General features: G+C 51.5%; 19 protein-coding genes. 16 read left to right on the top strand and 3 right to left on the bottom strand.

Annotated features, from left to right (window positions below):
• Positions 1 to 35 precede the first annotated feature (35 nt).
• Positions 36 to 1,472: a magnesium transporter gene (mgtE, locus tag NT239_08840; GenBank protein ID XGA69904.1), complete on the bottom strand. Its 1,437-nt coding sequence runs from the start codon at positions 1,470 to 1,472 to the stop codon at positions 36 to 38.
• 230 nt (positions 1,473 to 1,702) lie between these two features.
• Between mgtE and corA the strand changes: the two genes are divergently transcribed.
• From corA to NT239_08910, 14 genes are all read left to right on the top strand, one after another.
• Positions 1,703 to 2,665 (top strand): magnesium/cobalt transporter CorA, encoded by a 963-nt coding sequence (gene corA, locus NT239_08845; protein ID XGA69905.1) that lies wholly within the window; start codon positions 1,703 to 1,705, stop codon positions 2,663 to 2,665.
• A gap of 49 nt (positions 2,666 to 2,714) precedes the next feature.
• Entirely contained in the window at positions 2,715 to 3,743 is a 1,029-nt protein-coding gene (locus NT239_08850; protein ID XGA69906.1) for a tetratricopeptide repeat protein, read from the top strand.
• Between the two features lie 141 nt (positions 3,744 to 3,884).
• Positions 3,885 to 5,159, top strand: coding sequence for a glutamate--cysteine ligase (gene gshA / locus NT239_08855; GenBank protein XGA69907.1), 1,275 nt, complete (start codon positions 3,885 to 3,887; stop codon positions 5,157 to 5,159).
• Positions 5,159 to 6,106, top strand: coding sequence for a glutathione synthase (gene gshB, locus NT239_08860; GenBank protein XGA69908.1), 948 nt, complete (start codon positions 5,159 to 5,161; stop codon positions 6,104 to 6,106). The genes gshA and gshB overlap by 1 nt, the downstream gene beginning before the upstream one ends.
• Positions 6,103 to 7,155 carry an FAD:protein FMN transferase gene (locus NT239_08865; protein ID XGA69909.1) on the top strand — a complete coding sequence of 351 codons (1,053 nt, stop codon included), beginning with the start codon at positions 6,103 to 6,105 and terminating at the stop codon, positions 7,153 to 7,155. Before gshB ends, NT239_08865 begins: the two co-directional genes overlap by 4 nt.
• 197 nt (positions 7,156 to 7,352) lie before the next feature.
• On the top strand, positions 7,353 to 7,751 hold the full coding sequence (locus NT239_08870) for a PTS fructose transporter subunit IIA (GenBank protein XGA69910.1): 399 nt from the start codon (positions 7,353 to 7,355) through the stop codon (positions 7,749 to 7,751).
• A gap of 15 nt (positions 7,752 to 7,766) precedes the next feature.
• The gene (locus NT239_08875; protein XGA69911.1) at positions 7,767 to 8,039 is read left to right on the top strand and encodes an HPr family phosphocarrier protein; all 273 of its coding nucleotides are present in this window, start codon (positions 7,767 to 7,769) and stop codon (positions 8,037 to 8,039) included.
• Between the two features lie 88 nt (positions 8,040 to 8,127).
• Positions 8,128 to 9,855, top strand: a complete 1,728-nt coding sequence (gene ptsP / locus NT239_08880; protein ID XGA69912.1) for a phosphoenolpyruvate--protein phosphotransferase — start codon at positions 8,128 to 8,130, stop codon at positions 9,853 to 9,855.
• Between the two features lie 36 nt (positions 9,856 to 9,891).
• Complete coding sequence (locus NT239_08885) at positions 9,892 to 11,544, top strand: diguanylate cyclase (GenBank protein ID XGA69913.1); 1,653 nt, start codon at positions 9,892 to 9,894, stop codon at positions 11,542 to 11,544.
• Entirely contained in the window at positions 11,541 to 12,629 is a 1,089-nt protein-coding gene (locus tag NT239_08890; GenBank protein XGA69914.1) for a tetratricopeptide repeat protein, read from the top strand. Before NT239_08885 ends, NT239_08890 begins: the two co-directional genes overlap by 4 nt.
• Positions 12,630 to 12,706: 77 nt before the next feature.
• Positions 12,707 to 13,372 (top strand): class I SAM-dependent methyltransferase, encoded by a 666-nt coding sequence (locus NT239_08895; protein XGA69915.1) that lies wholly within the window; start codon positions 12,707 to 12,709, stop codon positions 13,370 to 13,372.
• A 164-nt stretch (positions 13,373 to 13,536) separates the two neighbouring features.
• On the top strand, positions 13,537 to 15,930 hold the full coding sequence (locus tag NT239_08900; protein ID XGA69916.1) for an ATP-binding protein: 2,394 nt from the start codon (positions 13,537 to 13,539) through the stop codon (positions 15,928 to 15,930).
• Between the two features lie 146 nt (positions 15,931 to 16,076).
• Positions 16,077 to 18,374, top strand: coding sequence for a YgiQ family radical SAM protein (locus NT239_08905; GenBank protein ID XGA69917.1), 2,298 nt, complete (start codon positions 16,077 to 16,079; stop codon positions 18,372 to 18,374).
• Positions 18,375 to 18,533: 159 nt separating this feature from the next.
• Positions 18,534 to 20,780 carry an ATP-binding protein gene (locus NT239_08910; protein ID XGA69918.1) on the top strand — a complete coding sequence of 749 codons (2,247 nt, stop codon included), beginning with the start codon at positions 18,534 to 18,536 and terminating at the stop codon, positions 20,778 to 20,780.
• A 6-nt stretch (positions 20,781 to 20,786) separates the two neighbouring features.
• On the opposite strand, the gene NT239_08915 is transcribed toward NT239_08910, so the two are convergent.
• Positions 20,787 to 21,557 carry a helix-turn-helix transcriptional regulator gene (locus NT239_08915; GenBank protein XGA69919.1) on the bottom strand — a complete coding sequence of 257 codons (771 nt, stop codon included), beginning with the start codon at positions 21,555 to 21,557 and terminating at the stop codon, positions 20,787 to 20,789.
• A gap of 94 nt (positions 21,558 to 21,651) precedes the next feature.
• On the opposite strand from NT239_08915, the gene NT239_08920 reads away from it, so the two are divergent.
• The gene (locus NT239_08920) at positions 21,652 to 22,842 is read left to right on the top strand and encodes an MFS transporter (GenBank protein ID XGA69920.1); all 1,191 of its coding nucleotides are present in this window, start codon (positions 21,652 to 21,654) and stop codon (positions 22,840 to 22,842) included.
• Between the two features lie 108 nt (positions 22,843 to 22,950).
• Here NT239_08920 and NT239_08925 read toward each other — a convergent pair whose 3' ends face one another.
• Positions 22,951 to 23,418: an ASCH domain-containing protein gene (locus tag NT239_08925; protein XGA69921.1), complete on the bottom strand. Its 468-nt coding sequence runs from the start codon at positions 23,416 to 23,418 to the stop codon at positions 22,951 to 22,953.
• Between the two features lie 401 nt (positions 23,419 to 23,819).
• Between NT239_08925 and NT239_08930 the strand changes: the two genes are divergently transcribed.
• Positions 23,820 to 24,866 (top strand): hypothetical protein, encoded by a 1,047-nt coding sequence (locus tag NT239_08930; protein ID XGA69922.1) that lies wholly within the window; start codon positions 23,820 to 23,822, stop codon positions 24,864 to 24,866.
• Positions 24,867 to 24,882: the final 16 nt, after the last annotated feature.

Genomic DNA, 24,882 nt, shown 5'->3' on the forward strand with positions numbered 1-24,882 from the left:
TTGAATAATGGCCTGCATCCATATACCCCAAAGATTTACATCAAAAACACCGTCGCCAATCCAAGGAAAATAAAGAAGCCCAAGCTATCGGTCATTGCGGTAATCATCACCGACGAGCCGTAGGCTGGATCGCGCCCGAGCTTTTGCATGGCCAACGGCACAAAAAGCCCGACCATCGCCGCAACCAGCATATTGAGCAGCATCGCGCTGGTCATCACCAAGCCCAAATCCCATTTGCCGTACAGCGCCCACGCGATCAGGCCAAGTACGCCGCCCCACACCGCGCCGTTAATCAGCGCGATGCCGAGTTCTTTCATCATCAACATCCGCGTGTTCGACGCGGTAATTTGCCCCAGCGCCAAGCCGCGGATAATCAGCGTCGTCGTTTGCGTACCGGTATTGCCGCCAATGCCCGACACAATCGGCATCAACGCGGCGAGCGCGACCAAGTGTTGAATTGTGCCTTCAAACGCGCCGATGACACGGCTGGCGATAAAGGCGGTGCAAATATTAATCGCCAGCCACGGCCAGCGGTTTTTAACCGCTTTGCCGACGCTGGAAAATAAATCTTCGTCTTTCAAACCGGCCAAGGAGAGCACTTCGGCTTCGGATTCTTCCCGGATGACGTCGACCATTTGATCGACGGTGATGCGGCCGATTACTTTGTGGTTGGAATCAACCACCGGCGCCGAGACCAAGTCATAGCGCTCGAACGCTTGCGCCGCTTCGCCGGCGTCGTCAAAGGGCTGGAAAATCACCACGTCGTCGGCCATTACATTGCCGACGTATTGGTCTGGATCGCTTACCAATAGTTTGTTCAGGGGCAATACCCCCTTGATAATTTCATCTTCATCGACGACAAACAGCTTATCGGTATGCGTTGGCAATTCATCAAAGCGGCGTAAATAGCGCAGCACGACTTCGAGCCGCACGTCGGCGCGAATCGTCACCATATCGAAATCCATCAGCGCGCCGACTTGATCGTCGGTGTACGACATCGCCGACTGCACTTCGGCGCGATCTTCGGCGTCCAGCGTGCCCAAAACTTCGCTTTGCACGTCCTGCGGCAGATCGGGCACCAGATCGGCCAGCTCGTCGGTATCGAGTTGACCCGCTGCGGCGACCATTTCGTGCGGCGCCATATCAGCGAGCAGCGATTCGCGCACCGCATCTGAGACTTCAAGCAGAATTTCGCCGTCGTCGTCCGCATCGACCAAGCCCCAGATCGTCAAGCGATCTGCGGGTGGCAAGGCTTCCAGAATGTGCGCGATATCGGCCGGGTGCAGCGCGGCGAGCTTCATTTGCAGCTCGGCGAGGTTTTGTCGATGGACTAACTGCTCGACCAGATCATGTTTGGCCATTTCCTGCTTATGCACCATGCCCTCAACGAGCTTGTGGCGCTCGAGCAGGCGGATCACTTGTTGCAAGCTTTCTTGCAGGCTTTCTTGCGGTTTGCGGCTGATCACAGTCATAAGCTTGGCCCTGCGAGTGACTATTTCAGCAAAGAGAAATAGCTCGGGGTGAATGGTGCGGCGCAGTGTAGCACGCGGCCAATGACAACTCACCCGTTACCCTGGATTTGCACACGCTGTTTAGCTCATTTTTTAGGCACAAAGCATGGGATAACATGGATCGGCACAGCGCGGAATGGCCGACTGCCGTATAATCAAACGGCACGTTTTCTTTGCCTGGCGAATTTTTTATGCTCAATGCCTTTGTCCTCTCTGCTGGTCGTTTGATTCAAGTTCCTGCCTTAGTGCCAGAAGACTTATCACGACCGGAGGTGCTATGGGTCGATATGGTTGACCCCACCGACGAAGAGCGTGAATTGGTGCAGCGCGTGTTTCATTTGGAACTGCCCGAAGACGAAGAGCTAAAAGACTTGGAAGAGTCGGCGCGTTGCTATGTCGACGACAATGGCGTTCATATCAGCTCGTTCTTTTTGTCACACGCAGAAGATGAGCACAATAACGTGACCGTGTCGTTTTTATTGAACGAAGGCCGCTTGCTGACCATCCGCCAAGAAGAACTCGCGGTATTCCGTCTTTTCCGGCTGCGCGCTCGCGTACAACCCGGCTTTGTCGGCAGCGCGCAAGAAATTTTGCTCGCGATTTACGATGCCGCGGTCGAGTACGACGCCGATGTGTTGGAGGAAATCTACGCCAAGCTCGATGGCGTCAGCCGCCGTGTACTCGACCATAGCGCCGAAATGACCGATGAGCTGATGGGCCAAGCGCTGGCCGAGCTGGCTGGCCATGAAGACATCAACGGTAAAGTGCGGCTGGATTTAATGGACACCCGCCGCGCGCTGTCTTTTTTGCTGCGTAGCCGCCAACTGGCCGCCGCGCAAGAAAATGATTTACGCGAAATTTTGCGCGATTTGGAATCACTGAATAATCACAGCGCATTCTTGTTCGACAAGATTAACTTCTTGATGGACGCGGTGATGGGTTTGATTAATCTGGCGCAGAATAAGATTATTAAAATCTTCTCGATCGCTAGTGTGGTTTTTCTACCGCCGACCTTGGTCGCATCAATTTACGGCATGAACTTTGCTCATATGCCAGAGTTAGATCAGAACTGGGGCTACCCCGCCGCGCTGCTATTGATGGTGCTCTCTGGTATTGCGCCTTACGTGTTTTTCAAACGCAAAGGCTGGTTATAATTTTGCTTAGCCTGCATACGGGCGAATCACTTAGGTAGACAGGCTGCATATGACAGCATCAATTCTCAACGCAAGCGAACGCATCGCCCAAATTAAAAGCTGTTTATACAGCGACCCCGCCAGCGCGTTGCAGTTGAGTCAGGTCTTGTTCGACGATAGTGCAATCGCACAGGATCATTACAGCTTCATTCACGCCTGTCTGTATATTTCAATCACCCGCAATCAACTTGGTGAACGACAAGATGATTGTGCTTTGCTCCATACAGCCTTATCGCTGTGCGCAGCGCACCAATACACCCAGCTCTCGGTGCAAGTACTCGAGCGCTTGGGACGAGATCGCTATACCGGTGGCTTATACGCCGAATCGCTGGCCTATTGGAAACAATGCATCGAAACCTGTCGCGTACTGCGCCATTGCGGCCACGCGCATGTACAAGCGTTGATCGGCTTGGGCCATATTTGCAGCGCCTATAACAAACATGAACAAGCCGTTGAATTTCACCGTGCCGCACTGCAATTACTCAAACTCAACCCTGATCCATTGATTGAAATTCGCGCCAAACTCAGCTTAGGCTGGGATTTATATAATGCGGGGCACAGCCCAGAGGCCGTGCACATGTTGCTGGAAACCGAAGCCTTGGGTAGGCAGCATGACTTTGGCCACTATGTTTCTGAATCTTTATTACATTTAGGCACTATTTATCTCAAGCAACACGACTTGCTGCAAGCGGAGGAATTTTTCGAGCGCTGCCTAGAATCAATGCAAGTTACCCCATCGCATTGGGCCGAATGCAATTTATTGGGCAAGTTAGCCGAAGTTCATTTTCTGCAAGGTGAAGCACAACGTGCACGGGAAATGATTGAACGCGGTATTCGTCTCGCTCATCAAGATGGCATGCGACATATTGAAGCCAAACTTAGCGCCCAAGCTGCCGGTTATTGCGCCGCGCTCAAAGACAAAGACGGTATTCAATATTACGGGCAGCAGTTGGATTTATTGCATGAAAAAAATACCGATTCTTGGCAAATTCCACCGATTGATCTCAGCAATATCCGTCAGTATCTGCCCAACCCATAAATGTATTCAACTGAAGTGATTAATCAGCAAAGAACACGGAGCAATACCTAAGTGGGGTATATTAAAATCTTACGCCGATCTTGAATTGCGCCAGACCGACTCAATATCTTATTGAATCACTTAATCGACGCTGGAGCCGCCATGAGCGTGCCACACCTCACTACCGCCCTAACCGGGCCATTACTTGAGTTAGAACGCAAGATCCTTGCTGCGCAGCCGGAAATCGAACACTGGTTCCGCAATCAATGGCAAGAGCACACGCCGCCGTTTTACGGCTCGGTCGATTTGCGTAACGCCGGCTACAAGCTCGCTCCGGTCGATATGAATCTCTATCCGGGTGGGTTTAATAATCTAAATCCGGAATTTCACCCGCTGGCGGTGCAAGCCGCGATGATGGCGCTGGAGGGCTACTGTCCTGACGCACGCCGCATTTTGCTGATTCCGGAAAACCATACCCGCAACGGTTTTTACCTGCAAAACGTCGCGGCGCTGGCCAAAATCTTGCGCCAAGCCGGTATGGTGGTGCGTATTGGCAGTATGAACCCAGAAATCAGCGAGCCAACAGAATTAGACTTGCCCGACGGCAGCAAAATGCTGCAAGAGCCGGTAATTCGCAAGGGCAATCGCGTGGGTTTGAGCGATTTTGACCCGTGCGTGGTCTTGCTCAATAACGACTTGTCGGCCGGTATTCCCGATTTACTGAAAAACATCGAGCAAAGCCTACTGCCACCACTGCACGCTGGCTGGGCAGTGCGCCGTAAAACCGGCCATTTTGCTGCGTATGATCGCGTCGTCGCAGATTTTGCCAACATTATCGATATCGACCCGTGGTTGATTAATCCTTATTTCGAACACGTTGATGGGCTGGACTTCCATGCCCGCGAAGGCGAAGAAAAACTCGCCGCGACCGTCGACGCAATGATCGCCAAAATCGCCGCCAAATACGCCGAATACGGCATCGACCAAACGCCATTTGTCATCGTTAAAGCCAACGCCGGCACCTACGGCATGGGCATTATGAGCGTGAAATCAGGTGAAGAACTCGTTGGGCTGAACCGCAAACAGCGCAATAAAATGTCGGTGATCAAGGAAGGCGTGGAAGTGCACGATGTGATCGTGCAAGAAGGCGTGCCGACGTTTGAAACCATCGACGATGGCGTCGCTGAACCCGTGGTTTATATGCTCGATCGTTTTGTGATTGGTGGTTTTTACCGCGTCCACACGGGCCGTGGCATCGACGAAAACCTCAACGCGCCGGGCATGCACTTCAAGCCACTGGCGTTTGCCACCCCGCTATCAACGCCCGATTGTGATGGCTCGCCCGACTGCGAAGCAAATCGCTTCTACGCCTACGGCGTGGTGGCGCGCTTGGCACTGTTGGCGGGATCGCTAGAATTGGAAGAAGGAAGCCTGTAATGCGCATCCTGTTTGTCGCTGACCCGCTAGACGGATTTAAAATCTACAAAGACTCAACTTACGCGATGATGCGCGAAGCGAATGCGCGCGGCCATCAGGTTTGGGCATGTTTGGCCGCTGATTTACGGCTAAAAGACGGTGTGGTCGAAGCTGCGGCACAACAGATTGGCTTTACTGAATCGCAAGTCAATCACGATTGGTACCACATCCAACAAGCCAAGCAGATCGCCTTGCGTGATGTCGATGCGGTGGTGATGCGCAAAGACCCGCCGTTTGATCAGCAATACCTGTACGCCACGCAACTATTTAGCCTTGCTGAAGCACAAGGCGCGAAAGTATTTAACCGCGGCCAAGCGCTACGCGACTTTAACGAAAAGCTGGCAATTTTCCAGTTTGCGCAATACATCGCGCCGACAATGGTTAGCCAGAATATGGCTGATATCCGCGCCTTTGTTGCCGAGCATGGCGATGTCATCGTCAAACCGCTCGATGGCATGGGTGGGGCGGGTATCTTTCGCATCGCCAATACTGACGCTAACTTGGGCAGCATACTCGAGATGCTCAGCCACAACGGCGAACGCTTGGTGATGGCGCAAAAATATCTGCCGGCGATTAAAGACGGCGATAAACGCATTTTGCTGATTGATGGCGTGCCGGTTGATTGGTGTTTGGCGCGCATCCCACAAAACGGCGAAACACGCGGCAATTTGGCCGCTGGCGGCGCTGGCGTCGCGCGACCTTTGTCGGCGCGAGATCGCGAAATTGCCGAAGCACTGGGCCCGCAATTGGCAGCGCAAGGCTTGCTGCTGGTTGGGCTGGATGTGATTGGCGACAATCTGACCGAAGTGAACGTAACCAGCCCAACGTGCTTTCAGGAAATTACGGCGCAATCGGGCATTAATGTCGCCGCGCTCTTTATCGACGCGATCGAAAGGAAAGTCGCTTGAAGGTCAATGCAGCACTCATCCTGCGCCGTGGCCTGATCGCCACGGCTTTATTACTTTTAGCGGGCTGCGGCAAAAACGAGTTGTACCAACAAGAAAGCTATGTGTTTGGTACCCGTGTACAAATCAGTATTTACGGCCTTGACGAAGCCGTCGCCGCCAAACACGCGGGTGCGGTACTGAGCGAGCTTGATCGGCTGCATAAAAAATTACATGCGTGGCAGCCATCCGAAATTACACGGCTGAATAACGCGATAAAAAATGGCGAAACCATTACCGCCGACGTTGAGTTAATTGAAATGCTGAATGCGGCTAAAAAATACGCCCAGCAAAGCGATCAATTATTCAACCCCGCAGTAGGTGGCTTAGTGACGCTGTGGGGCTTTCATCGCGACACCTTTGCGCCTGTCACACCCGATGCACAAAGCCTTGCTATATTACTGGCTGCCCAGCCCAGCCTGAATGATCTGACGATTGATGGTGCAAGCATCAGCAGCAGTAATCCCGCCGTAGAAATTGATCTAGGCGGCTTTGCCAAAGGTTGGGCGCTCGATCATTCGGCCAAATATTTGCGCCAGCAACGGGTGCTCAATGCGCTGATCAATATCGGCGGCAATGTTTTGGCACTAGGCAAAAAAGATCAGGAACCGTGGACGGTGGGGTTGCAGCACCCACGCCAACCCGAAGCCATGGCCACCATCGCGCTGAAGAATGGCGAATCGATCGGGACGTCGGGCGATTATCAGCGCTACTTTATGCTTAATGGCAAACGTTATAGCCATTTGATCGATCCGCGCACTGGGCAACCCGCGCAAGGTGTGCAGGCTGTTAGTGTGATCGCCCCGCCTAGTTACAATGCGGGAGCAATTTCCGATGTAGCCACCAAACCCATGCTTATTGGTGGGGTGAACACCAGCTGGAAATATGCACAACGCTTTGGCCTTGAGGATGTATTACTGATCAACGAGCAAGGTGATGCTTTTATCTCCCCAAGTATGCAAGCGCGCATCAAATGGCTAAAAAAACCTACGCATTTGTACCGCTTACGCTAAGTTGAAGATATTGGGCAAGGTCAACTCGGACCTATCCGCTTTGGACTATGCTCGGCGAACGAACAATAACTGTTGCAGTCCAGTGATTTGGCATTTTTCATGCTGCTGAAATAGTAAAAACTTTATATGATGCTTCATCGAATTAAAAAACCTACTGCTCACAAGGCGATAGGACTAGCAAAAGGAAGTATTTCGGCATGGTAGGCATAATCATTGTCACTCATTACTCGATGGGTGAGGCCTTAATGACTTGTGCACAGCACATTATGGGTCGTCCTTTGCCGAATTTAGGGCAACTGGCCGTCAGTAAAGCAGACGAGCCTGAAGAAGTATTAGGTCGCGCACAAAAACTTATCGATGAGCTTGACGATGGCTCAGGTGTGCTATTGCTCACCGACATTTATGGAGGCACCCCGTCTAATGTCGCCAATCGTTTAATCTGTGCTGGTCGCATCGAGGCAGTGGCAGGAGTCAATTTGCCAATGTTGGTGCGCGCATTGTCGTACAGCCATCAGTCATTAGAAATCGCCGTCAGCAAAGCCATTACTGGTGGGCTGGAAGGTGTTTTGTATATGTTACCCAGCAATCAGCCGTAATGAGGGTTAAGTAGAATGCCGCAGCAAGAAGTTGAGATTGTTAATAAATTAGGCTTGCATGCCAGAGCGTCTAGCAAATTCACCCAATTAGCCAGCCAATTTCAGTGCGAAGTTTGGGTTAGTCGCAATCAAAAACGCGTCAATGCAAAATCCATCATGGGCGTGATGATGTTGGCTGCGGGCAAAGGTAGCAAAATCATTATTGACACCAGCAATGCACCCGATGAGCAAAAAGCACTCGATGCACTGATCGCTTTAGTCGCCGACAAATTCGGAGAAGGCGAATAAATACAACGATGATCGTTGCCAATAGAGCAAACGACATCCATAACAGCAAGCCCTAGCGCTGCAAAGATTTTGTGTCAGGAGGGAGTTGATGAGTATTAGCCTACATGGTTTAGGGGTCGGTGGTGGTATTGCCATCGGCCACGCCCATTTGGTGTCGCATGCCGATATTGAAATACTTCATTACCAAATTCCCTCTGATGGCATAGCGGCTGAACTGCAGCGCTTTGACGATGCCATTCGTAGCACGCGCAAAGAGCTAGAAATGCTCTGGGGCAGCATCCCTGACAATGCGCCCGCCGAACTCGGGGCATTTTTGAGCTTGCATATCATGCTGCTCAACGACCATACGCTATCGAAAGAACCCCGCCATATCATCGAGCAACAACGCTGCAATGCTGAATGGGCGGTCAAGCAACAACTCGACGTTCTGCTCGCGCAATTTGATGAAATTGAAGAAGAATATTTACGCGAACGTCGCACCGATGTCATTCAAGTCACTGAGCGTATCTTCAAAGCCCTTGCAGGCAAAGAGCATGGCAACCATGCCCCAAGCTGCGATGGCGACGATTGCATTCTGGTTGCGCATGATTTATCCCCGGCAGACATGGTGTTATTTAAAGACACCAGCTTCAAAGCCTTTATCACCGATGTGGGTGGACTGACATCACACACTGCCATTTTAGCGCGCTCGCTCGATTTACCCTCGGTCTTGGCTCTACGGAACGCACGTGAAATTATTCGCGAGCAAGAGCTGATCATTGTCGATGGCGTCAAAGGTTGCGTCATCGTTGCCCCTGATGACACCATTTTGGCGGAGTATCAACAACGTCAAAATGACTGGCTTGATAAACAGGCCAAGCTACAAGATATTCGAACACAAGCGGCGGTGACGCTGGATGGTACTCAAGTTGAACTCAGTGCCAATATCGAGCTACCCGAAGATTGTGATCTAGCTCTTGAAAACGACGCAAGCGGGGTTGGTTTATTCCGCTCTGAATTCTTGTTTTTAAAAGAAAATGATTTACCAAGCGAAGAAGAGCAATTTGAAGCTTATCGTGAAGTAGCCCAAACCATGCAGGGCAAACCCATCATTATCCGTACGATAGACTTGGGTAAAGATAAAATTCCGTCGTGGCAAATTGAACGTGCGGCCCCAAATCCCGCGCTGGGGCTCACAGGCATTCGACTGTGCATGGCAGAACCACAAATGTTCCGTACCCAGTTACGAGCGCTGCTGCGCGCATCAGCTTTTGGCAAGATTAAGTTGTTAATTCCAATGCTATCGTCACTCAGTGAAGTCAAGCAAACTCGCCTGCATCTCGATGACATCAAAGCCCAACTAAGGGAAGATAACATCGCTTTTGATGAAAATATCGAACTCGGTGGCATGATTGAGGTCCCCGCGGCAGCGATGGCGGTGGGCGCCTTTTTAAATCATCTTGACTTCATTTCAATTGGCACCAATGACTTAATTCAATACTCATTGGCAGTTGATCGCAATGACGATGCCGTTAGCCATTTATACGACCCACTCAATCCTGGCGTATTGCACTTCTTAAAACACATCATCAGCACTGCCGATAAAATGGGCAAGCCTGTTTCCATGTGCGGCGAAATGGCGGGAGACCCCAGCTTAACACGACTATTGCTTGGTCTAGGTCTACGGCGCTTCTCAATGCTGCCGATTCAATTGCTTAAAGTAAAACAGCAGTTACTTAGCGCAGAACTTGGCAAAATAAAACCTATAGTAAATAAGATGCTCAAGGCTGACGATGAAGATCAGTTGCGCATGTTGCTGCAACAACTGAATGCTTAGTCGTCCTTATTTTTAATTGATTTAGCAAAGATTGCTTTGCCTACAAACTTAGAAGACTATTTGCCGCCAACGCCTTGCGTTGCGGAGCAAGTATCCCGCTGCTTAAACGAGGCGCAGCGGCTGTTTGTCGTCCATTGCGAATCCAGCATTATTTTGGCGCAAGCGGCCTTAGCATCAGCCCAAGAACTCAATAGGGTTGACCTTGAAATTGAGGCATTGCTAATACTGGGCCAATCTTTGCTGGTGATTCAGCAGCTCGATGATGCCCAAGCAAAGTTCACACAGGCCCTATGTAACAGCAAACAGATTGATAATGTGCATTTTCAATGCTTGTCCTACGAAGGTTTAGCTGGCTGTTACCAACAACAACGCCAATCTTTGAATGCGATGCATGCGTGGCTAACCGCTCTTGAACTTGCGCAAGAAAATGATGACATTGAGCGGTATGTAAATGCATATTTAGGGATTGCCATCCTCTATTTTCAGCGCAGTAATTTTGAACAGGCTTTTTATTATCAATCGCAAGCACTAGAGTGGGCTCAGCTCACGCTCAATCGCGACTTGCAATCAAAAACCCAGCTGCATCTTGCTGCCACGCTGATTCAATTACACGATTACGAATTAGCCGAAAAATTACTGCTCAAAATTGAAGACAACCTCATCTTACCGGTACGTCTGTCGTGGCTAGCAGAAATCAATCATTATTTAGGTCAAATTTATTTAGCTCGCCAAGACTGGACTCGCGCTCAGGTCTATTTTCAAGCTGCTTATGATCTGAATATCAATACTCAATCGCGCTGGGGACAAACACAGAGCTTACTCAGCCTAGGGCGCTTGCATGCGCAGCAACAGCAAATTGAGCCCGCAATTCATGAGCTGCAGCAGGCATTAGAGCTAGCTCAATCACATGAAAGCGATCATTTGCAGCAGCAAATTCATTACGAGCTATCCATGCTCTATGAAGCGAAAAATGATTACATTCGCGCCACGATGCACCATATTGGCTTTCATAATTTCTACTTACAATTGCAAAAGCAAAACACGCGGGATCAACTCGATGCTTTATCCTCCCGACGTTTAAAACAAGCAGAAATGAAGCTGCAATTACTCAAAAGCGAATTAGAACTTAAACAATTGATGCAACAACGCAGCCTAGAGCATGAGCGGATGCAGCAACTAGAAAATGCAGCATTTCATGATCCACTCACTGGGGCGCTTAATCGCCGGGCACTCAATGAACAGCTACCTCTCCTCATCCAGCAGGTCCGTCACGAGCAAAGTGTTTTATGCTTGATCATGATTGATTTTGATCACTTCAAACAGGTCAACGATCTTCACTCGCATCAAATTGGCGATGAAGTGTTAAAAACCGGATTGCAAATTCTTCAGGCCCTAACGCGTGAAACGGACCTGTTAGCCCGGTTTGGCGGGGAAGAATTTGTTCTGGTTTTACCGCGCAACGATGCAAAAGTGGCGCTGCGAATTGCCAACCGAATGCGCGAAGAAATCGAGAAATTTGATTGGCAAACGATTTCTCCTGATTTAGCGGTCACAATCAGCCTAGGCTGTGCGCAATGGCAACCCCATATGACGCTTGATGCGCTGTTTGCAGCAGCGGATCATGCTCTATACCAAGCCAAACACCAAGGACGTAACCAAGTTTGCTTGTATGAAGAGGCGAACCAATGAATTCGCTGCTGGATGCAAAAGCTCATTTTGATGCGCAGTACCACGCTGCACGACATGAACATGATCCGCACAGCGCACTGCAGTTAGCCCAATCTTTGCTCACCTATAGTCAGCAAGCCCACAACCCAAATTGGTGCTCGATTTCTCAACGCCTTATCGCGAAATGTCAAAAACAAATCGGCGAACGTGCTGCCGCAATCCAAACATTACAAGCCGCAATACGTTACGCCAAACGTCATCAGCTCATGCAACAAACGATGCATGGTTATGACGAGTTAGGCACGGTACTCTATGAACAATTAGCGTATTACCCTGCACTTGATGCATGGCTTAAATCGTTGGAAATAGCCACGTTATTACAGGCCATGCATGGTTGTGTTCGTGCGTATATTGGCGTCGGCAAGGTGCATTTTGCTTTTGGTGACCATCACAAAGCGCTGCATTTTTATCAAACGGCGCATAGTTTATGCCAGCCATTGGACGATATCGAGCTCAACTGTGAGGTTTCACTCAATCTAGCCGCCTGTTTATATCGACTTGGCGAGCATGATCAGGCGCTATTTGCGCTTAGCCAAATCTCGCAACATATTCTAAATGACCTTAATCAGCCGGAATGGGAAGCGGAAGTGCTGACTTATGATGGCTTAATTCACTTGCATTTCGAGCGTTTTAGCGTGGCGCAAGAGTTACTAAGCCAAGCCTACCAGCGGTTTCGGAAAACAAAGCACGCAACAGGCCAAGGACAAGTGATGCAGGCGCTAGCCAGATGCTTTGTGCAATTGAAGCAGCTCGATTTGGCAGAAGAATGTTTACTCGAAGCTGCACGTCTGGGTGCGGAATTCCATCTTCCTACCCTCGCCGCCGAATCTCATACCGCTTTAGCGCAACTGTATCTCGACTCCGGGCAATATCAACAAGCGCTTGAGCACCGCAAACAATTACATCATGTCATCGCAGGGCAGTCGGACGAGCGTGGTTTTCCATTGCAATTGTCGAGTAAAACCCAAACTCGCTTGCGGCGCATTGAACGCGAGCTCGAAAACCGCAAAACTAAACTGCGTTTACAGCAATTTGTGTTGCAATAGCTGCCATTGGGCACCGTCGGCAATCATCGCCATGCAATGCGGTATAATCGCCCTTTTGCTGCCGCCCCTAGCCCGTCATGACCGTTAATACACTGTCTTTGTCTGATTCTTTACGCGACTATTTTTTAAATATGGCACTGCGTGAGCCAGATATTTTGCGTCAATTGCGCGAATCGACAATGACGCACCGCGTGGCAAAAATGTCGCTAGCGCCAGAACAAGGTGCGCTGTTGATTTTCCTGTTGCGACTGATCGGCGCGCAACGCTATATCGAGGTTGGCACCTTTCTGGGTTACAGCTCAACCGCGGCTGCGATCGCAATGGGAGAACAAGGTCAGGTCATCGCTTGCGATGTGTGTGAAGAATTTACCGTTGAAGCACAAGCTTGGTGGAAGCGCGCTGGCATTGATCACCGCACCCAGCTGCATTTAGGCCGTGCGGTTGATACGCTAGAGCGGCTGTTGGCCGAAGGCGCGGAAGGCAGCTTCGATTGTATGCTGATCGATGCCGACAAGCCCAATTATCCCAATTATTACGAATACGCGCTCAAACTCGTGCGGCCGCGCGGTTTGATTATTTTGGATAATATGTTCCTCAATGGCCGGGTTGCTGAACCGCAAAGCAGCCACCCGCGCAGCGTGGCTATTTTGCATGAATTTAACCGTCAGCTGCGTGATGATCGGCGCGTCGAGCATTGCATCCTCCCTGCTGGTGACGGAATGACCTTACTCTTCAAACGCTAGAGGGTATTTCTCGCAAAGCTATAACTTGAAAAGCCTTTGGCGATATACCGTGCAATGTATAAACTCGCAAAATACCCGTACACGCGAATCACCAATCACTGTGGCAAATAAGCTGGCAAGAACTAAACTAAAAGCCATCAATCTCGATGTTATGGCTTATGCAGGTGCTCACCCAACCCTTTAGCAGCACACCGCAGTTTCAGCATTTGGTCTCCCAAATTGAAGCCCAATTGCATAATGAACGCGACCAAGCCCTTGCGCCGCTGGAGCAATTATTAACACGTGCTCGCTCCGAACACGACGCCGTCGCCATCATTACCTCGGTGGAATTGATGTCGCAAATTGCCTATGGCGATAACTGCCTTGATTTGCAATATGAAGCGCTACAAATGGCGCAAAGCCACCATCTCTTTGCCGCTGAGGCACGGCTACTGAATCTCATCGGGCGCGCACTCTACGCCAGCGCACGTTACCAAGAAGCGATGCACATTTGGGCTCGCTGCCTCGAGGTGGCCGAGTTATCACAACAATATCCCACTTGGGTCAAAGCCAAAATGGGCCTAGGGCAAATTTATGATGCTTTGGGCGATGCAAATTCAGCCATTCAAATGCATAAAGAAGCGATCGCCCGTTGCGAAACAATTGATGACCGCTGGTTATTACTCCAAGCCCACATTAATTTAGGGGTGAACTTATTCAAATTACGGCAAAACGATGCGGCTTTAGCGGCCTATAATTTTGCGCTCGACACAGCTCGCGAATTAAAGCACGCTGATGATGAAGCCGAAGCCTTAATGAGAATCGGCGAAATCTATATTGCCAAGCAAGCGTTCTCACTCGCCATCACCTCGCTGGACGCGGCTCGGTTTATTGCCGAGCGCACCGGCTATCGCTGGGCTTTAGCCAATACTCTGCTCCTGTATGCAGAGTGTTTACTGCGAATGAATCGGCATAAAGATGCACTTCAGCAAGCACATGCAGGTCTGGACGTTGCGATCCAGGCCGGTGCAGGGCACGTGCGGATGAAATTATTGTTTTTACTTAGTGAAATTTGCGAAGCCTTAGAGGATTTTCCCACCGCATTAGACCGGCAAAAACAAGCGCAACAGTTAGAACGCCAAATTCAACATGCAAGTCAGCGTGATCCTTTACAGCAAATTGCGCAAATCGCTGGCGTACTTAAAAATGCCGATCAAATGTTGCTCGATTTGGCGAGCAGCTCAACGCTAGAGCACGGATCACTCAAGCGCCTCAGCCAAATACTCTGCCAGACTGCCTGCCAAATTTTGCATTTACCGCAAGCCAGCTTTTGGCAATGGAGCAATGACGACGAGTCCCTTATGTGCCTCCAACGTAGCAATAGCGCCGGAGAAGATTTAAGCACAGGTCCAGATTTACAAAGACATCAACTCGTCAGCTTATTCGATTACCTAAAAACCGGTGAAATCATTGTTGCCCATGCCGCCGCACAGCATCAATACACATGGCGCTGGAGTGAATTAACATTAGCAGCACAACACATCTGCGCCGTTTTATTAGTGCCGATACGACTGAATGATCAAACAATTGCGGTGTTGGCCTGTGAACAACTCGACCAACAACGCAATTGGCAACGCGATGAAATTCAACACGCGCATCAACTTGGCCTACTCGCTAGCCGCGCCCTCGCACAACATCAACAGCGCTTTTATCAACACCAAATTGCAGCGCTCAATGCCCAACTGCAAAGTCAAAATGAGATTCTAGAAACCCGCGTTGCCGAAAGAACACAAGCATTACAGCACGCAAGCCAAAAATTATTACAAGCTGAAAAACTCGCAGCCTTAGGTTTTTTAGTCGCGGGATTCGCCCATAAGCTCAACACACCGCTCGGTAGCATCCTCACTGCAGCGACAACTTTCACCGAAAAATCCCAAGAACTAACACAACTCTGCGCAACAGGCATGATGAAAAAAAGCCAGCTGGAGCACTTTATGCGCACAGGGAGTGAGATTGCTGAGTTAATCGAGCGCAATGCTCATCGCGCCAGCGATATCATCCGCGATCTACGTCAATTGGCCGATATCGATCAAACCGCTGAGGCTAAACCAATCAAGCTCCAACAACTCATCACACCGATGATCGAACGATGGTCAGCGACAGAAGAGGCCAAACATCTCAGCGTGATCAATCAAATCGATCCGCAGCTGACCATCGTGAGCTTTAGTGCCGCACTGGAAGTGATTGTGATGCAGTTGCTGCAAAATGCACTGCGGCATGCATTCACAGCGCAGCACGCTGGGCAAATCAGCGTTGCGGCATACCAAGCTGAAGCCGAGAAAATTAAATTGATCATCAAAGACAATGGCGTTGGCATCGCTAAGGATTTGCAGCATAAAGTATTCGAGCCGTTTTACACCACGAAATTTGGCCAAGGCCATAGCGGGCTGGGCATGTACCAAGTCTATTCACTGGTGCAGGGCAAATTAGGCGGCGAAATTGCACTGCATAGCGAAGAGGGGCAAGGTCTTGAAATTACAATCACTTTGCCGTTGCGCGCGCCATATTTGAGCAGTTAATTGATTTAAAGCAGCTCAAAAACCCTAATTTTTCTCAGGTTATTTTCTATAAAAATTTAACCTTATTCGATAAAAAACAAGTATTTAGCGACGCAAAGATTGGCAAAATCTGCGACAATGCGCGATTAGTCTTGTTTGCCGTCACCATGAATTCATCTCACACTCCTGTTACGCCGATTTACCAGCTGCCCGAAGGCTTTGCGCCGCGCAAACCCGCGCCATTCCTGCCGATGAGCCGCAAGGAAATGGATCAGCTCGGCTGGGACGAGTGCGACATCATCATTGTGACCGGCGACGCTTACATCGATCACCCGAGTTTCGGCATGGCTTTGCTCGGCCGCCTGCTGGAAGCACAAGGTTTTCGCGTGGGCGTGATTAGCCAGCCTGATTGGACTTCGGCGGACGATTTTAAACAGCTTGGTAAACCGCGACTGTATTTCGGCGTCACCGCCGGCAATATGGATTCGATGATCAACCGCTACACCGCGGACAAAAAGCCGCGCTCGGACGACGCGTACACCGCTGGCGGCATGGCGGGCAAACGCCCTGATCGCGCGCTGAACGTCTATTGCCAGCGCTGCCGCGAAGCGTATCCGGGCGTGCAAATTATGGCTGGCGGCATCGAGGCCAGCTTGCGCCGCATCGCGCAATACGATTACTGGAGCGACAAAATCCGCCAATCGGCATTGGTATATTCCAAAGCCGACCTGCTGCTATTTGGTAATGCCGAACGCGCGCTGGTTGAAGTCACACAGCGCGTGGCAGCGGGCGAGAAAATGAGCGAAATCCGCGACGTGCGCGGCACCGCTTTTCTCGCACCACACGGCTGGAAGCCCGAAGGCTGGGTGGAACTCGATTCGTCGGTGGTCGATATGCCGGGCAAAATCGACCCACACATCAACCCGTATGCCGATGAGAGCGAACGCCAGCAAGCTAATCAGAGCGAGACCCCAAGCGACGCGCCACAGCCGATTCGCATTGTTTCACGTGAAGCACGCCTTGCCGCGCGTCGCGAAGTGCGTGGCCGCACCGTGATTCGGATTCCATCGTTTGAAACCGTCACCTATGATCCAGTCAGCTACGCGCACGCCAGCCGCACGCTCCATTTGGAATCGAACCCCGGCAACGCGCGCGCAATGGTGCAACAGCACGGCGAGCGCGATGTGTGGATGAACCCGCCGCCGATTCCGCTTGAAATGGCCGAAATGGATTATGTGTTCGACCAGTATTTCGCGCGCAACCCGCACCCTAGCTACGGCGAGCAAGTGATTCCGGCGTGGGATATGATCCGTTTCTCGATCAATATCATGCGCGGCTGTTTTGGCGGCTGTACTTTCTGTTCGATCACCGAGCACGAAGGCCGCATTATTCAAAGCCGCTCGGAAGGCTCGATCCTGCGCGAAATTGAAGAAATTCGCGACAAAACCGAAGGCTTTACCGGCCACATCAGCGATTTGGGCGGGCCAACGGCGAATATGTATCGCCTGGCGTGTAAAGACCCGAAAATCGAGAAATCCTGTCGCCGTCTGAGCTGCGTGTATCCCGGCATTTGTGAAAACCTGAATACCGATCACAGCAGCTTGATTCAGCTGTACCGCAAGGCGCGCAAAATCGATGGCGTCAAAAAAATCACCATCGGTTCGGGTCTGCGTTACGACTTGGCAGTGGAATCGCCTGAATATGTCAAAGAGCTGGTCACGCATCACGTGTCGGGCTATCTGAAAATTGCACCGGAGCACACCGAAGAAGGCCCATTATCGAAGATGATGAAGCCCGGAATTGGCACGTTCGAGCGTTTTAAAGACATGTTCGAGCACTACAGCAAGCTGGCGGGTAAGAAGCAATATCTGATTCCGTACTTTATCGCTGCGCATCCGGGCACTAGCGACGAAGACATGATGAATCTGGCGCTGTGGCTGAAAGCCAATAATTTTCGCCCCGATCAGGTACAAGCCTTCACGCCAACGCCGATGGCGATGGCGACGACGATGTGGCACACCAAGCGCAACCCACTGAAACGCATTGCGCGCAGCTCGGAAAAAGTCGACATCATCAAAGACGAAAAACGCCGCCGCATTCACAAAGCGTTTTTGCGTTATCACGATCCGAAAAACTGGCCGATCTTGCGCGAAGCGCTGATCAATATGGGCCGCGCCGATTTGATCGGCACTGGGCCTAAGCAATTGATCCCGCCCGAATCAGCAGCCGAGAAAACCATGCAAGCGCCGAAGGGCAATGCACGCGGTGGCGGCGGTCCAGGCTCAGTCGGCAAAATACCTAGTCGAGGTAAAGTACCACAGAGCAATGGTAGAAATGCAGCTGGGGCAATACCCCGAGGCACGGTAACAGGTAGCGCCAAATTTGGCCAAAACCGACCAGCTGGACGCCCGGCTGGCGCGAAGCCAGTGAGCAAACCTGCTGGAGCGAGCAAAAAACCCCGCTAAGCTCCTCCCGCTCAGCTCCTAATTGTCATCCATCTGAAGCCCCGCTTGACGGGGCTTAATCTTGCGCCGAACGCTATCCCGTCCTAGCAAGCTGCAATTTTCTAGCCATAATAAATCCATGCCGCCGTTCGCTCGGCTGTTTCGCTTTGAGGATTTAGCGTGGATAGCGCACTTCGCCGTATTGATCGCATCGCCCGCGATCACCCACTGATCGCATTTCGCTTGGTCGAGCGTTATGCCGAACAAGCACATCAGGCGCACCGTATCGATTTAGAACTCGATGCGCTGTATGTCCGCTATTTAATTCACGAACGGCGTGGTGAGAATGATTTAATCGCTGACGATATCAATCAGGCGCTGCAAGAGGCGATGCGCCGTGGGCTAACCGCGCAAGGCGCTCGTCTGCTGCAAGCGCGGGGGCGGATTGCGCAGGTGCATGGTCGCTATCAGCAGGCGATCGAAGCGTGGATGCAGGCCTTGGAGCTAGCCAAACTCAATCATGACTATGTCACCGCGGTCGAAGCACGTATCGGGCTGAGCCAATCCAATATTGAATTAAAAAACCCGAGCGAGGCTTTGCGCTATTTATTAGCGGCGCAAGATGATGTGCAACAATCGGGCGACGAATATTTGATGGCGAAATACGCGATCAATTGCGGCGTTAGTAGCTTGCACCGCAATGCGCTTGAAGAATCTTTGGCGCATTTTAATGAGGGTTTGCTGCATTCACAGCTCGGCCACGTGCGCGAATACGTGGCCGAATCGTATTGGCATATTGGCCACGTTGAGATGGAGTTGGCACAATATGCCGCCGCTGAATTGCACCTCAATCAAGCCATCAAAATGGCGCAGCAATTTAGTTATTTGTGGCTTGAAAGCGTGACGCTCGACTCACTCTCGCTACTGTTTACCAAGCTGGGCCAACATCGCCAGCGGCGCGAGTGTTTACAGGCCGCCTATGCCTTGGCCGAAAAAACGCGCTCGCTGGCGCGGCAACGCGATTATGCCGCCGCGCTAGTTGATGCCTTTGAAGCCGAAGGCGATCTGAGCACGGCACTCGCTTGGGTGAAAACCGAGCGCACTTTAAGCGAAGAGCATTTCAAGCGCAGCTTAATTCCTGTGCATCGCTCGATGAAGGCGCTCGATTTAACCGAGCATGATGTGCAAGAAAAACTGCTGATGCTCTCGCTCCACGAGCAAACCGATGTTGAATTGCACCACGCCCTCGCCGCGCTGCTGGCCGAAGCGCGCAGCCTTTTGGGGGCGGAATGGCTGGGGCTGTGGTTTCTTGACCCCTACCGTGATCTGGCCGAACTCGCCGCCGAATCACCCAGCCCCACGCAAGGGCAACACATCATCAATGCCGATAGCTACCCGTGGATTTATCGTTTAATCGGCGATTTAGTCACTCCACTGCCGATTTCCCAGCTCGCGCTGCACGAGGCAGCCGCCGAATTTTATGCGCTGCTGGGTGAGCACGTGTGTTCGCTGATGATCGTGCCGATACGCCAGAGCCATCAAATGGGGCTGCTGATGTTGAGTCATCGCAGCGATGAAGGGCAACACACGTGGTCGCGCGACGATGTTTTTCGCGCCAATCTATTACAGCAAATTATCGAGCGCCAACTGGCCAATCAAGCGCGCGCGCAATTACAGTCCGAGCTTGAACGCAATGAACGAGTTGGCGCGCTCGGCACCTTGGTTGCCGCCGTCGCGCACGAGCTTAATACGCCAATTGGCGTCTGCATTACGCTCAACAGCGTGATCGACGCGGATTTACAGCAGCTCAAACACAAATTCGATACGGGGCAACTGAGTAAAACGGCTCTGGCGCAATATCTGCAAACCACGCACGACGCGCACCAAACCTTAACGCGCAATCTAAACCGCGTGGTGGGTTTAATCGAGCGCTTTCGCGCCATTCAAAACCTGCAATTTGATAGCCACTGGCAAACGATGTCACTGTCACAATTTTTGCAAGGCTTGGTCAAAGAACTCGCGCCGCCGCTGGAACAACGCGGCATTAGCATTGAATTAAGTGGCGACGACGCCATCGAAACGCCGATTCCCATGATGGCTTTGGCACAAATCATTAGCCAATTATTCGATAACGCCGAGCGCCACGCCTTTGTCGGCCAAGCGCATGGCCATGTCTCGCTACAATGGTCTAGAAAAGAGCAGCAAATCCAACTGATTTATCAAGATAACGGCGTGGGCATTGCCGAGCATTTACGCGAGAAAATTTTCGACCCTTTCTTTACCTCGCAATTTGGCCAAGGCCAAAACGGGCTGGGCCTCACGCGCGTCTATCAACTGGTGACTATCAATATGAATGGCAGTATCCGCGTTAAAAGCACGCCGGATCAGGGCTTGCGGATTATACTGCGCTGGCCAGAGCCAAAATAAGCCGCTCTAGGCAAAAAAATCGCTTGGTGAGCAGGCAAATTGCCGTTTAAACATCGCGCTAAACGCACTCGGGCTGTTATAGCCACAATCCAAAGCCACATCGATCACCCGCTCGCCCTGCGCCAGCCGCTCTAAGGCTTGCAGCAAACGCGCTTGTCGCCGCCACTCGCCCAAGGTCATGCCGGTCACTTTATTAAAGCGCCGCTGCAAGGTTCTAGCGTCCACGCCAGCGCTGGCGGCCATCAGCTCTGTCGTTTGCGTTTCATCAGGATGCGCCAAAATATCAGCGCAAATTTGCTGCAATACCCGATCGTCGGGCATTGGCAATTGCATCGCCAAGGAGGGTAAGCGCTTCATTTCATTGAGCAATAATTGCGCAATCATCGTGCTACGCGGCTGTATCGGTTGCTCACGGTAATCAATATTGATCGCCGCCAAAATCAATTCGCGCATCAGCGGCGTAATTTCCAGCACGCAGCATTCAAGCGGTAAATCAGGTGCAGCATCGGGACGGATGTAAATCGAGCGCACTTCCACATGGCCTATCATCAACACTTCGTGCCACTCGCCAGCGGGAATCCAAATGCCGCGATTGGGCGGCACTATCCACTGCCCTTGCGGCGTAATCACGCGCATCACGCCGCTGATCGCGTACAGCAATTGTGCCACTTCGTGCCAGTGGCGTATCGTCGCCGATCCCGGCAGATGATCAACCGCTTTTCCGTGCAGCAAGGCGCCGCCCATTTCGCGCAAAGGGCCCACTCTTTCAATCAGCATGTCGTTTTCTCGATAGTGTCTGCCGTATTCTCGTCAGACAGGCATTTTAGCTGTCATTATGATCAAGCTTCATTAAAACAATTTGGAGCATGAAATGACGACCGCCACGCTCACCCAGCACAGCGAAGTCGCCGCCACACGCTACCGCGTTCTGGCCGCAATTAGCAGTGCCCATTTTTTAAACGATATGATGCAATCGCTGATTTTGGCGCTGTATCCGATTTTGAAAGGCACGTTTGCGCTGAGCTTTACCCAACTGGGTTTGATCACGCTCACGTACCAACTCACCGCGTCGATTATGCAACCGCTGATCGGCAGCATCACCGATAAGCGACCGCAACCGAATTCGCTGGTCGTTGCGATGGCCAGCACTTTATGCGGGCTGTTGCTACTCTCGCAAGCCAATAGCTACCCGCTGATTTTATGCGCGGCAGCGCTCATCGGCACCGGTTCGGCGATTTTTCACCCCGAATCATCACGCATCGCCCGTTTTGCCTCGGGTGGGCAACACGGCTTGGCGCAATCTTTATTCCAAGTGGGCGGGAATGCTGGCAGCGCCACGGGCCCGCTATTGGCCGCGCTGATTGTGCTGCCGTTTGGACAAGGCAGTCTGATCTGGTTTTCACTGGCAGCCCTCTTGGCCATGGGCGTACTTTGGCGCGTGAGCCTTTGGTACGCGCAACAGCAAAAAGCCCACGGCGCAAATGCCAGCGCCAAAACAGCGCCGTTCAGCCCACGCAAAACCATTGCCATTATGGGCGTTTTGCTCGCGCTATTAACGACCAAATTTGTCTATATGGCCAGCTTTCAGAGCTACTACACCTTTTATCTGATCGAGCGCTTTGCTCTGGCGCCGCAGCAAGCACAATTGCTGCTCTTTGTGTTTTTGTTTGCCGTCGCCTTGGGCACCTTGCTCGGAGGGCCAATTGGCGATCGAATCGGACGTAAAACCGTGATTTGGTTTTCGATTTTAGGCGCAGCACCGTTTGCCCTCGCGCTGCCGTACGTGGGGCTAACGGCCACAATTGTGCTGAGCTTTATCATCGGGCTGATTATGTCATCGGCGTTTTCGGCGATGCTGGTGTATGCGCAAGAGTTAATCCCCAATAAAGTCGGCACCGTCTCTGGCCTCTTCTTTGGTTTTGCCTTTGGGATCGCCGGATTGGGCGCAGCGCTAATCGGCAAATTAGTCGACGTCCACGGCATCACCGCCATTTATCACGCCTTAGCCTATTTACCGCTGCTCGGCATAATTGCTAGCTTGCTGCCGAAAGTACGGTCTTAGTTCGACTAAAGTAAAGGGTATATTGCAATGATGAAGACTTTAATTGACCATCATGCACATACCCTCGCTTTTTAAACCAATCGCAATAATGGGGAGGCAAATAGATTTTTACAGCGGAAAAACTTTCTCAAAACGCTCAAGCACTAAATCCGATTGTTCGGTGAAAGCGACACCAATGCTGGCAGCAAAATGGGTAAAAAATTCGCGATGCGCCTGATACCAGCTTGCATAACTACGATCACCCTCTCCTTCTAACGCGGCGAAGTCGCTGCTGACTTGATTAAAAGGGCAAATTGCAACGTCAACGAGCTTTACGATACAAACCGGCTCTTGCGCCCAATTTAATACGACGCTGAGCCGGCCGATGGCAGGCAAGGGCTCGTCATCGATGTCATACGCAGCTTTTAAACTGCATGTGGCCGTTTTAATCCCTTCATTAATTAGGCGCGCGCATTCATTCGCATTGTATTCGTCAGCGCAAAAATGCTCTGCTACACATTGCGGTATCGCTGCGCGCTCAATAGGGCTGAGCGTACGCAGATATTGATTCAAAAATTCTTGTTGTTGCGTATTCATTTGCTGGTCTTATTAGATTCAGTACATTCGTGAGCTTGAAATAGTACCAACGAATGCAGCTAGCTCGGCCGATGAGAATAGTTGGGTATATACGCACAAGCAAGACAACAATTAACTCTCTGAAAAATACCCAACAAAAATGCCAATTCGAACGATAAGGCTGATAAAAAATTTCGTTCGGTTTATTTAAGCAGCAATGCTTACGTTTTGCTTCTTAGGTACTGCGCTGGTCTAACACCTGCGCGCTAGAACCCCCGCCATTCCGCCGCCCACGCTGCAAAGCGGGCGCGTGGCGTGCGATAATGGGCGATTCTGGTTTTGCGCAGGCTCAAAGCGCTCGATACCATCTTGATGTATCTTGCCATCAACAAGAATAGTATTGACCTTTGGCTATATACCCCATGCAGACAGCTCTACAGTATTGCGAACTCACCGCTCAGCATCGCGCCGTCGCGCAGCAATATATCGGCGATATCGTTCAAACGGCGATTGGCCATCGTTCCGACGAGCCAGCGCTGATTATTTTTGATACCGAATGCCCGCTCGCGCCCTTGCTCGCCGATGCGTATCAGGCCGCGCTGCCGCAGGCGCGGGTGATTGAAATCAGCACGGTGGACAACGATACGGTGATGGCGGCGTTTCACGCCCAGCCTGCTGGTGCGCTAATCGTGCTGATTCAATCGACGCATTTTCGCCTCGACGCCTACCGCCTGCGCGTGCAGCTGTTTGCGCAGGGGCTGAAAGTGATTGAACACGTGCATTTGGCGCGCATGGTCGGCGATGAAGCGCCGCGCTATCTCGACGCACTGGCGTACGACGCCGACTATTACCGTGGCACTGGTGCGGCCTTGCAAGCCAAAATTGCCGCCGCACCCTCGGCGCGCTTGGTCAGCAGCAGCGGCAATGTGCTGCATTATGCGTGCCCGCTGGAACCGGCCAAACTGAATGTCGGCGACTATCGCGCGATGAAAAACATTGGCGGTCAGTTTCCGATTGGCGAAGTGTTTACCGAGGCGACCGATCTGGAAGCGCTGAGTGGTCGCGCCGATATTTATGTATTTGGCGACACGACCTTTCACTGCAATTTCCCACCGCTGCCGATCACGATCGTCGTCGAGGCGGGGCGGATTGTTGATGTTGAAAACAGTACGCCGGAGTTTGATGCTGTTCTGGATAAAATCCGCGCGGTTGAAGGCGAAATTTGGGTTCGTGAATTGGGCTTAGGCTTAAATCGCGCCTTCACGCGCGAGCGTACCGTCAGCGATATTGGCACTTACGAGCGGCTGTGCGGCGTGCACCTATCCTTGGGCGCTAAGCACGGCAGCTATAACAAACCACAATTTAAGCGCAAAGATACGCGCTTTCATATCGACGTGTTTGTCGATGTGGGCGGCGGCGTGTGGCTGGGCGACGAAAACCTGTATCAAAATGGCTTGTGGCAGGTCTAAAGTCAGTTTAAACCTG

Source organism: Chitinibacter sp. SCUT-21, assembly GCA_041874755.1.
GTDB lineage: Bacteria > Pseudomonadota > Gammaproteobacteria > Burkholderiales > Chitinibacteraceae > Chitinibacter.

Bases quoted from the DNA above. Each gene is read 5' to 3' on its own strand.
- mgtE (XGA69904.1), bottom strand. From the start codon at position 1,472: ATGACTGTGATCAGCCGCAAACCGCAAGAAAGCCTGCAAGAAAGCTTG.
- corA (XGA69905.1), top strand. From the start codon at position 1,703: ATGCTCAATGCCTTTGTCCTCTCTGCTGGTCGTTTGATTCAAGTTCCT.
- NT239_08850 (XGA69906.1), top strand. From the start codon at position 2,715: ATGACAGCATCAATTCTCAACGCAAGCGAACGCATCGCCCAAATTAAA.
- gshA (XGA69907.1), top strand. From the start codon at position 3,885: ATGAGCGTGCCACACCTCACTACCGCCCTAACCGGGCCATTACTTGAG.
- gshB (XGA69908.1), top strand. From the start codon at position 5,159: ATGCGCATCCTGTTTGTCGCTGACCCGCTAGACGGATTTAAAATCTAC.
- NT239_08870 (XGA69910.1), top strand. From the start codon at position 7,353: ATGGTAGGCATAATCATTGTCACTCATTACTCGATGGGTGAGGCCTTA.
- NT239_08875 (XGA69911.1), top strand. From the start codon at position 7,767: ATGCCGCAGCAAGAAGTTGAGATTGTTAATAAATTAGGCTTGCATGCC.
- ptsP (XGA69912.1), top strand. From the start codon at position 8,128: ATGAGTATTAGCCTACATGGTTTAGGGGTCGGTGGTGGTATTGCCATC.
- NT239_08890 (XGA69914.1), top strand. From the start codon at position 11,541: ATGAATTCGCTGCTGGATGCAAAAGCTCATTTTGATGCGCAGTACCAC.
- NT239_08895 (XGA69915.1), top strand. From the start codon at position 12,707: ATGACCGTTAATACACTGTCTTTGTCTGATTCTTTACGCGACTATTTT.
- NT239_08905 (XGA69917.1), top strand. From the start codon at position 16,077: ATGAATTCATCTCACACTCCTGTTACGCCGATTTACCAGCTGCCCGAA.
- NT239_08915 (XGA69919.1), bottom strand. From the start codon at position 21,557: ATGCTGATTGAAAGAGTGGGCCCTTTGCGCGAAATGGGCGGCGCCTTG.
- NT239_08920 (XGA69920.1), top strand. From the start codon at position 21,652: ATGACGACCGCCACGCTCACCCAGCACAGCGAAGTCGCCGCCACACGC.
- NT239_08925 (XGA69921.1), bottom strand. From the start codon at position 23,418: ATGAATACGCAACAACAAGAATTTTTGAATCAATATCTGCGTACGCTC.
- NT239_08930 (XGA69922.1), top strand. From the start codon at position 23,820: ATGCAGACAGCTCTACAGTATTGCGAACTCACCGCTCAGCATCGCGCC.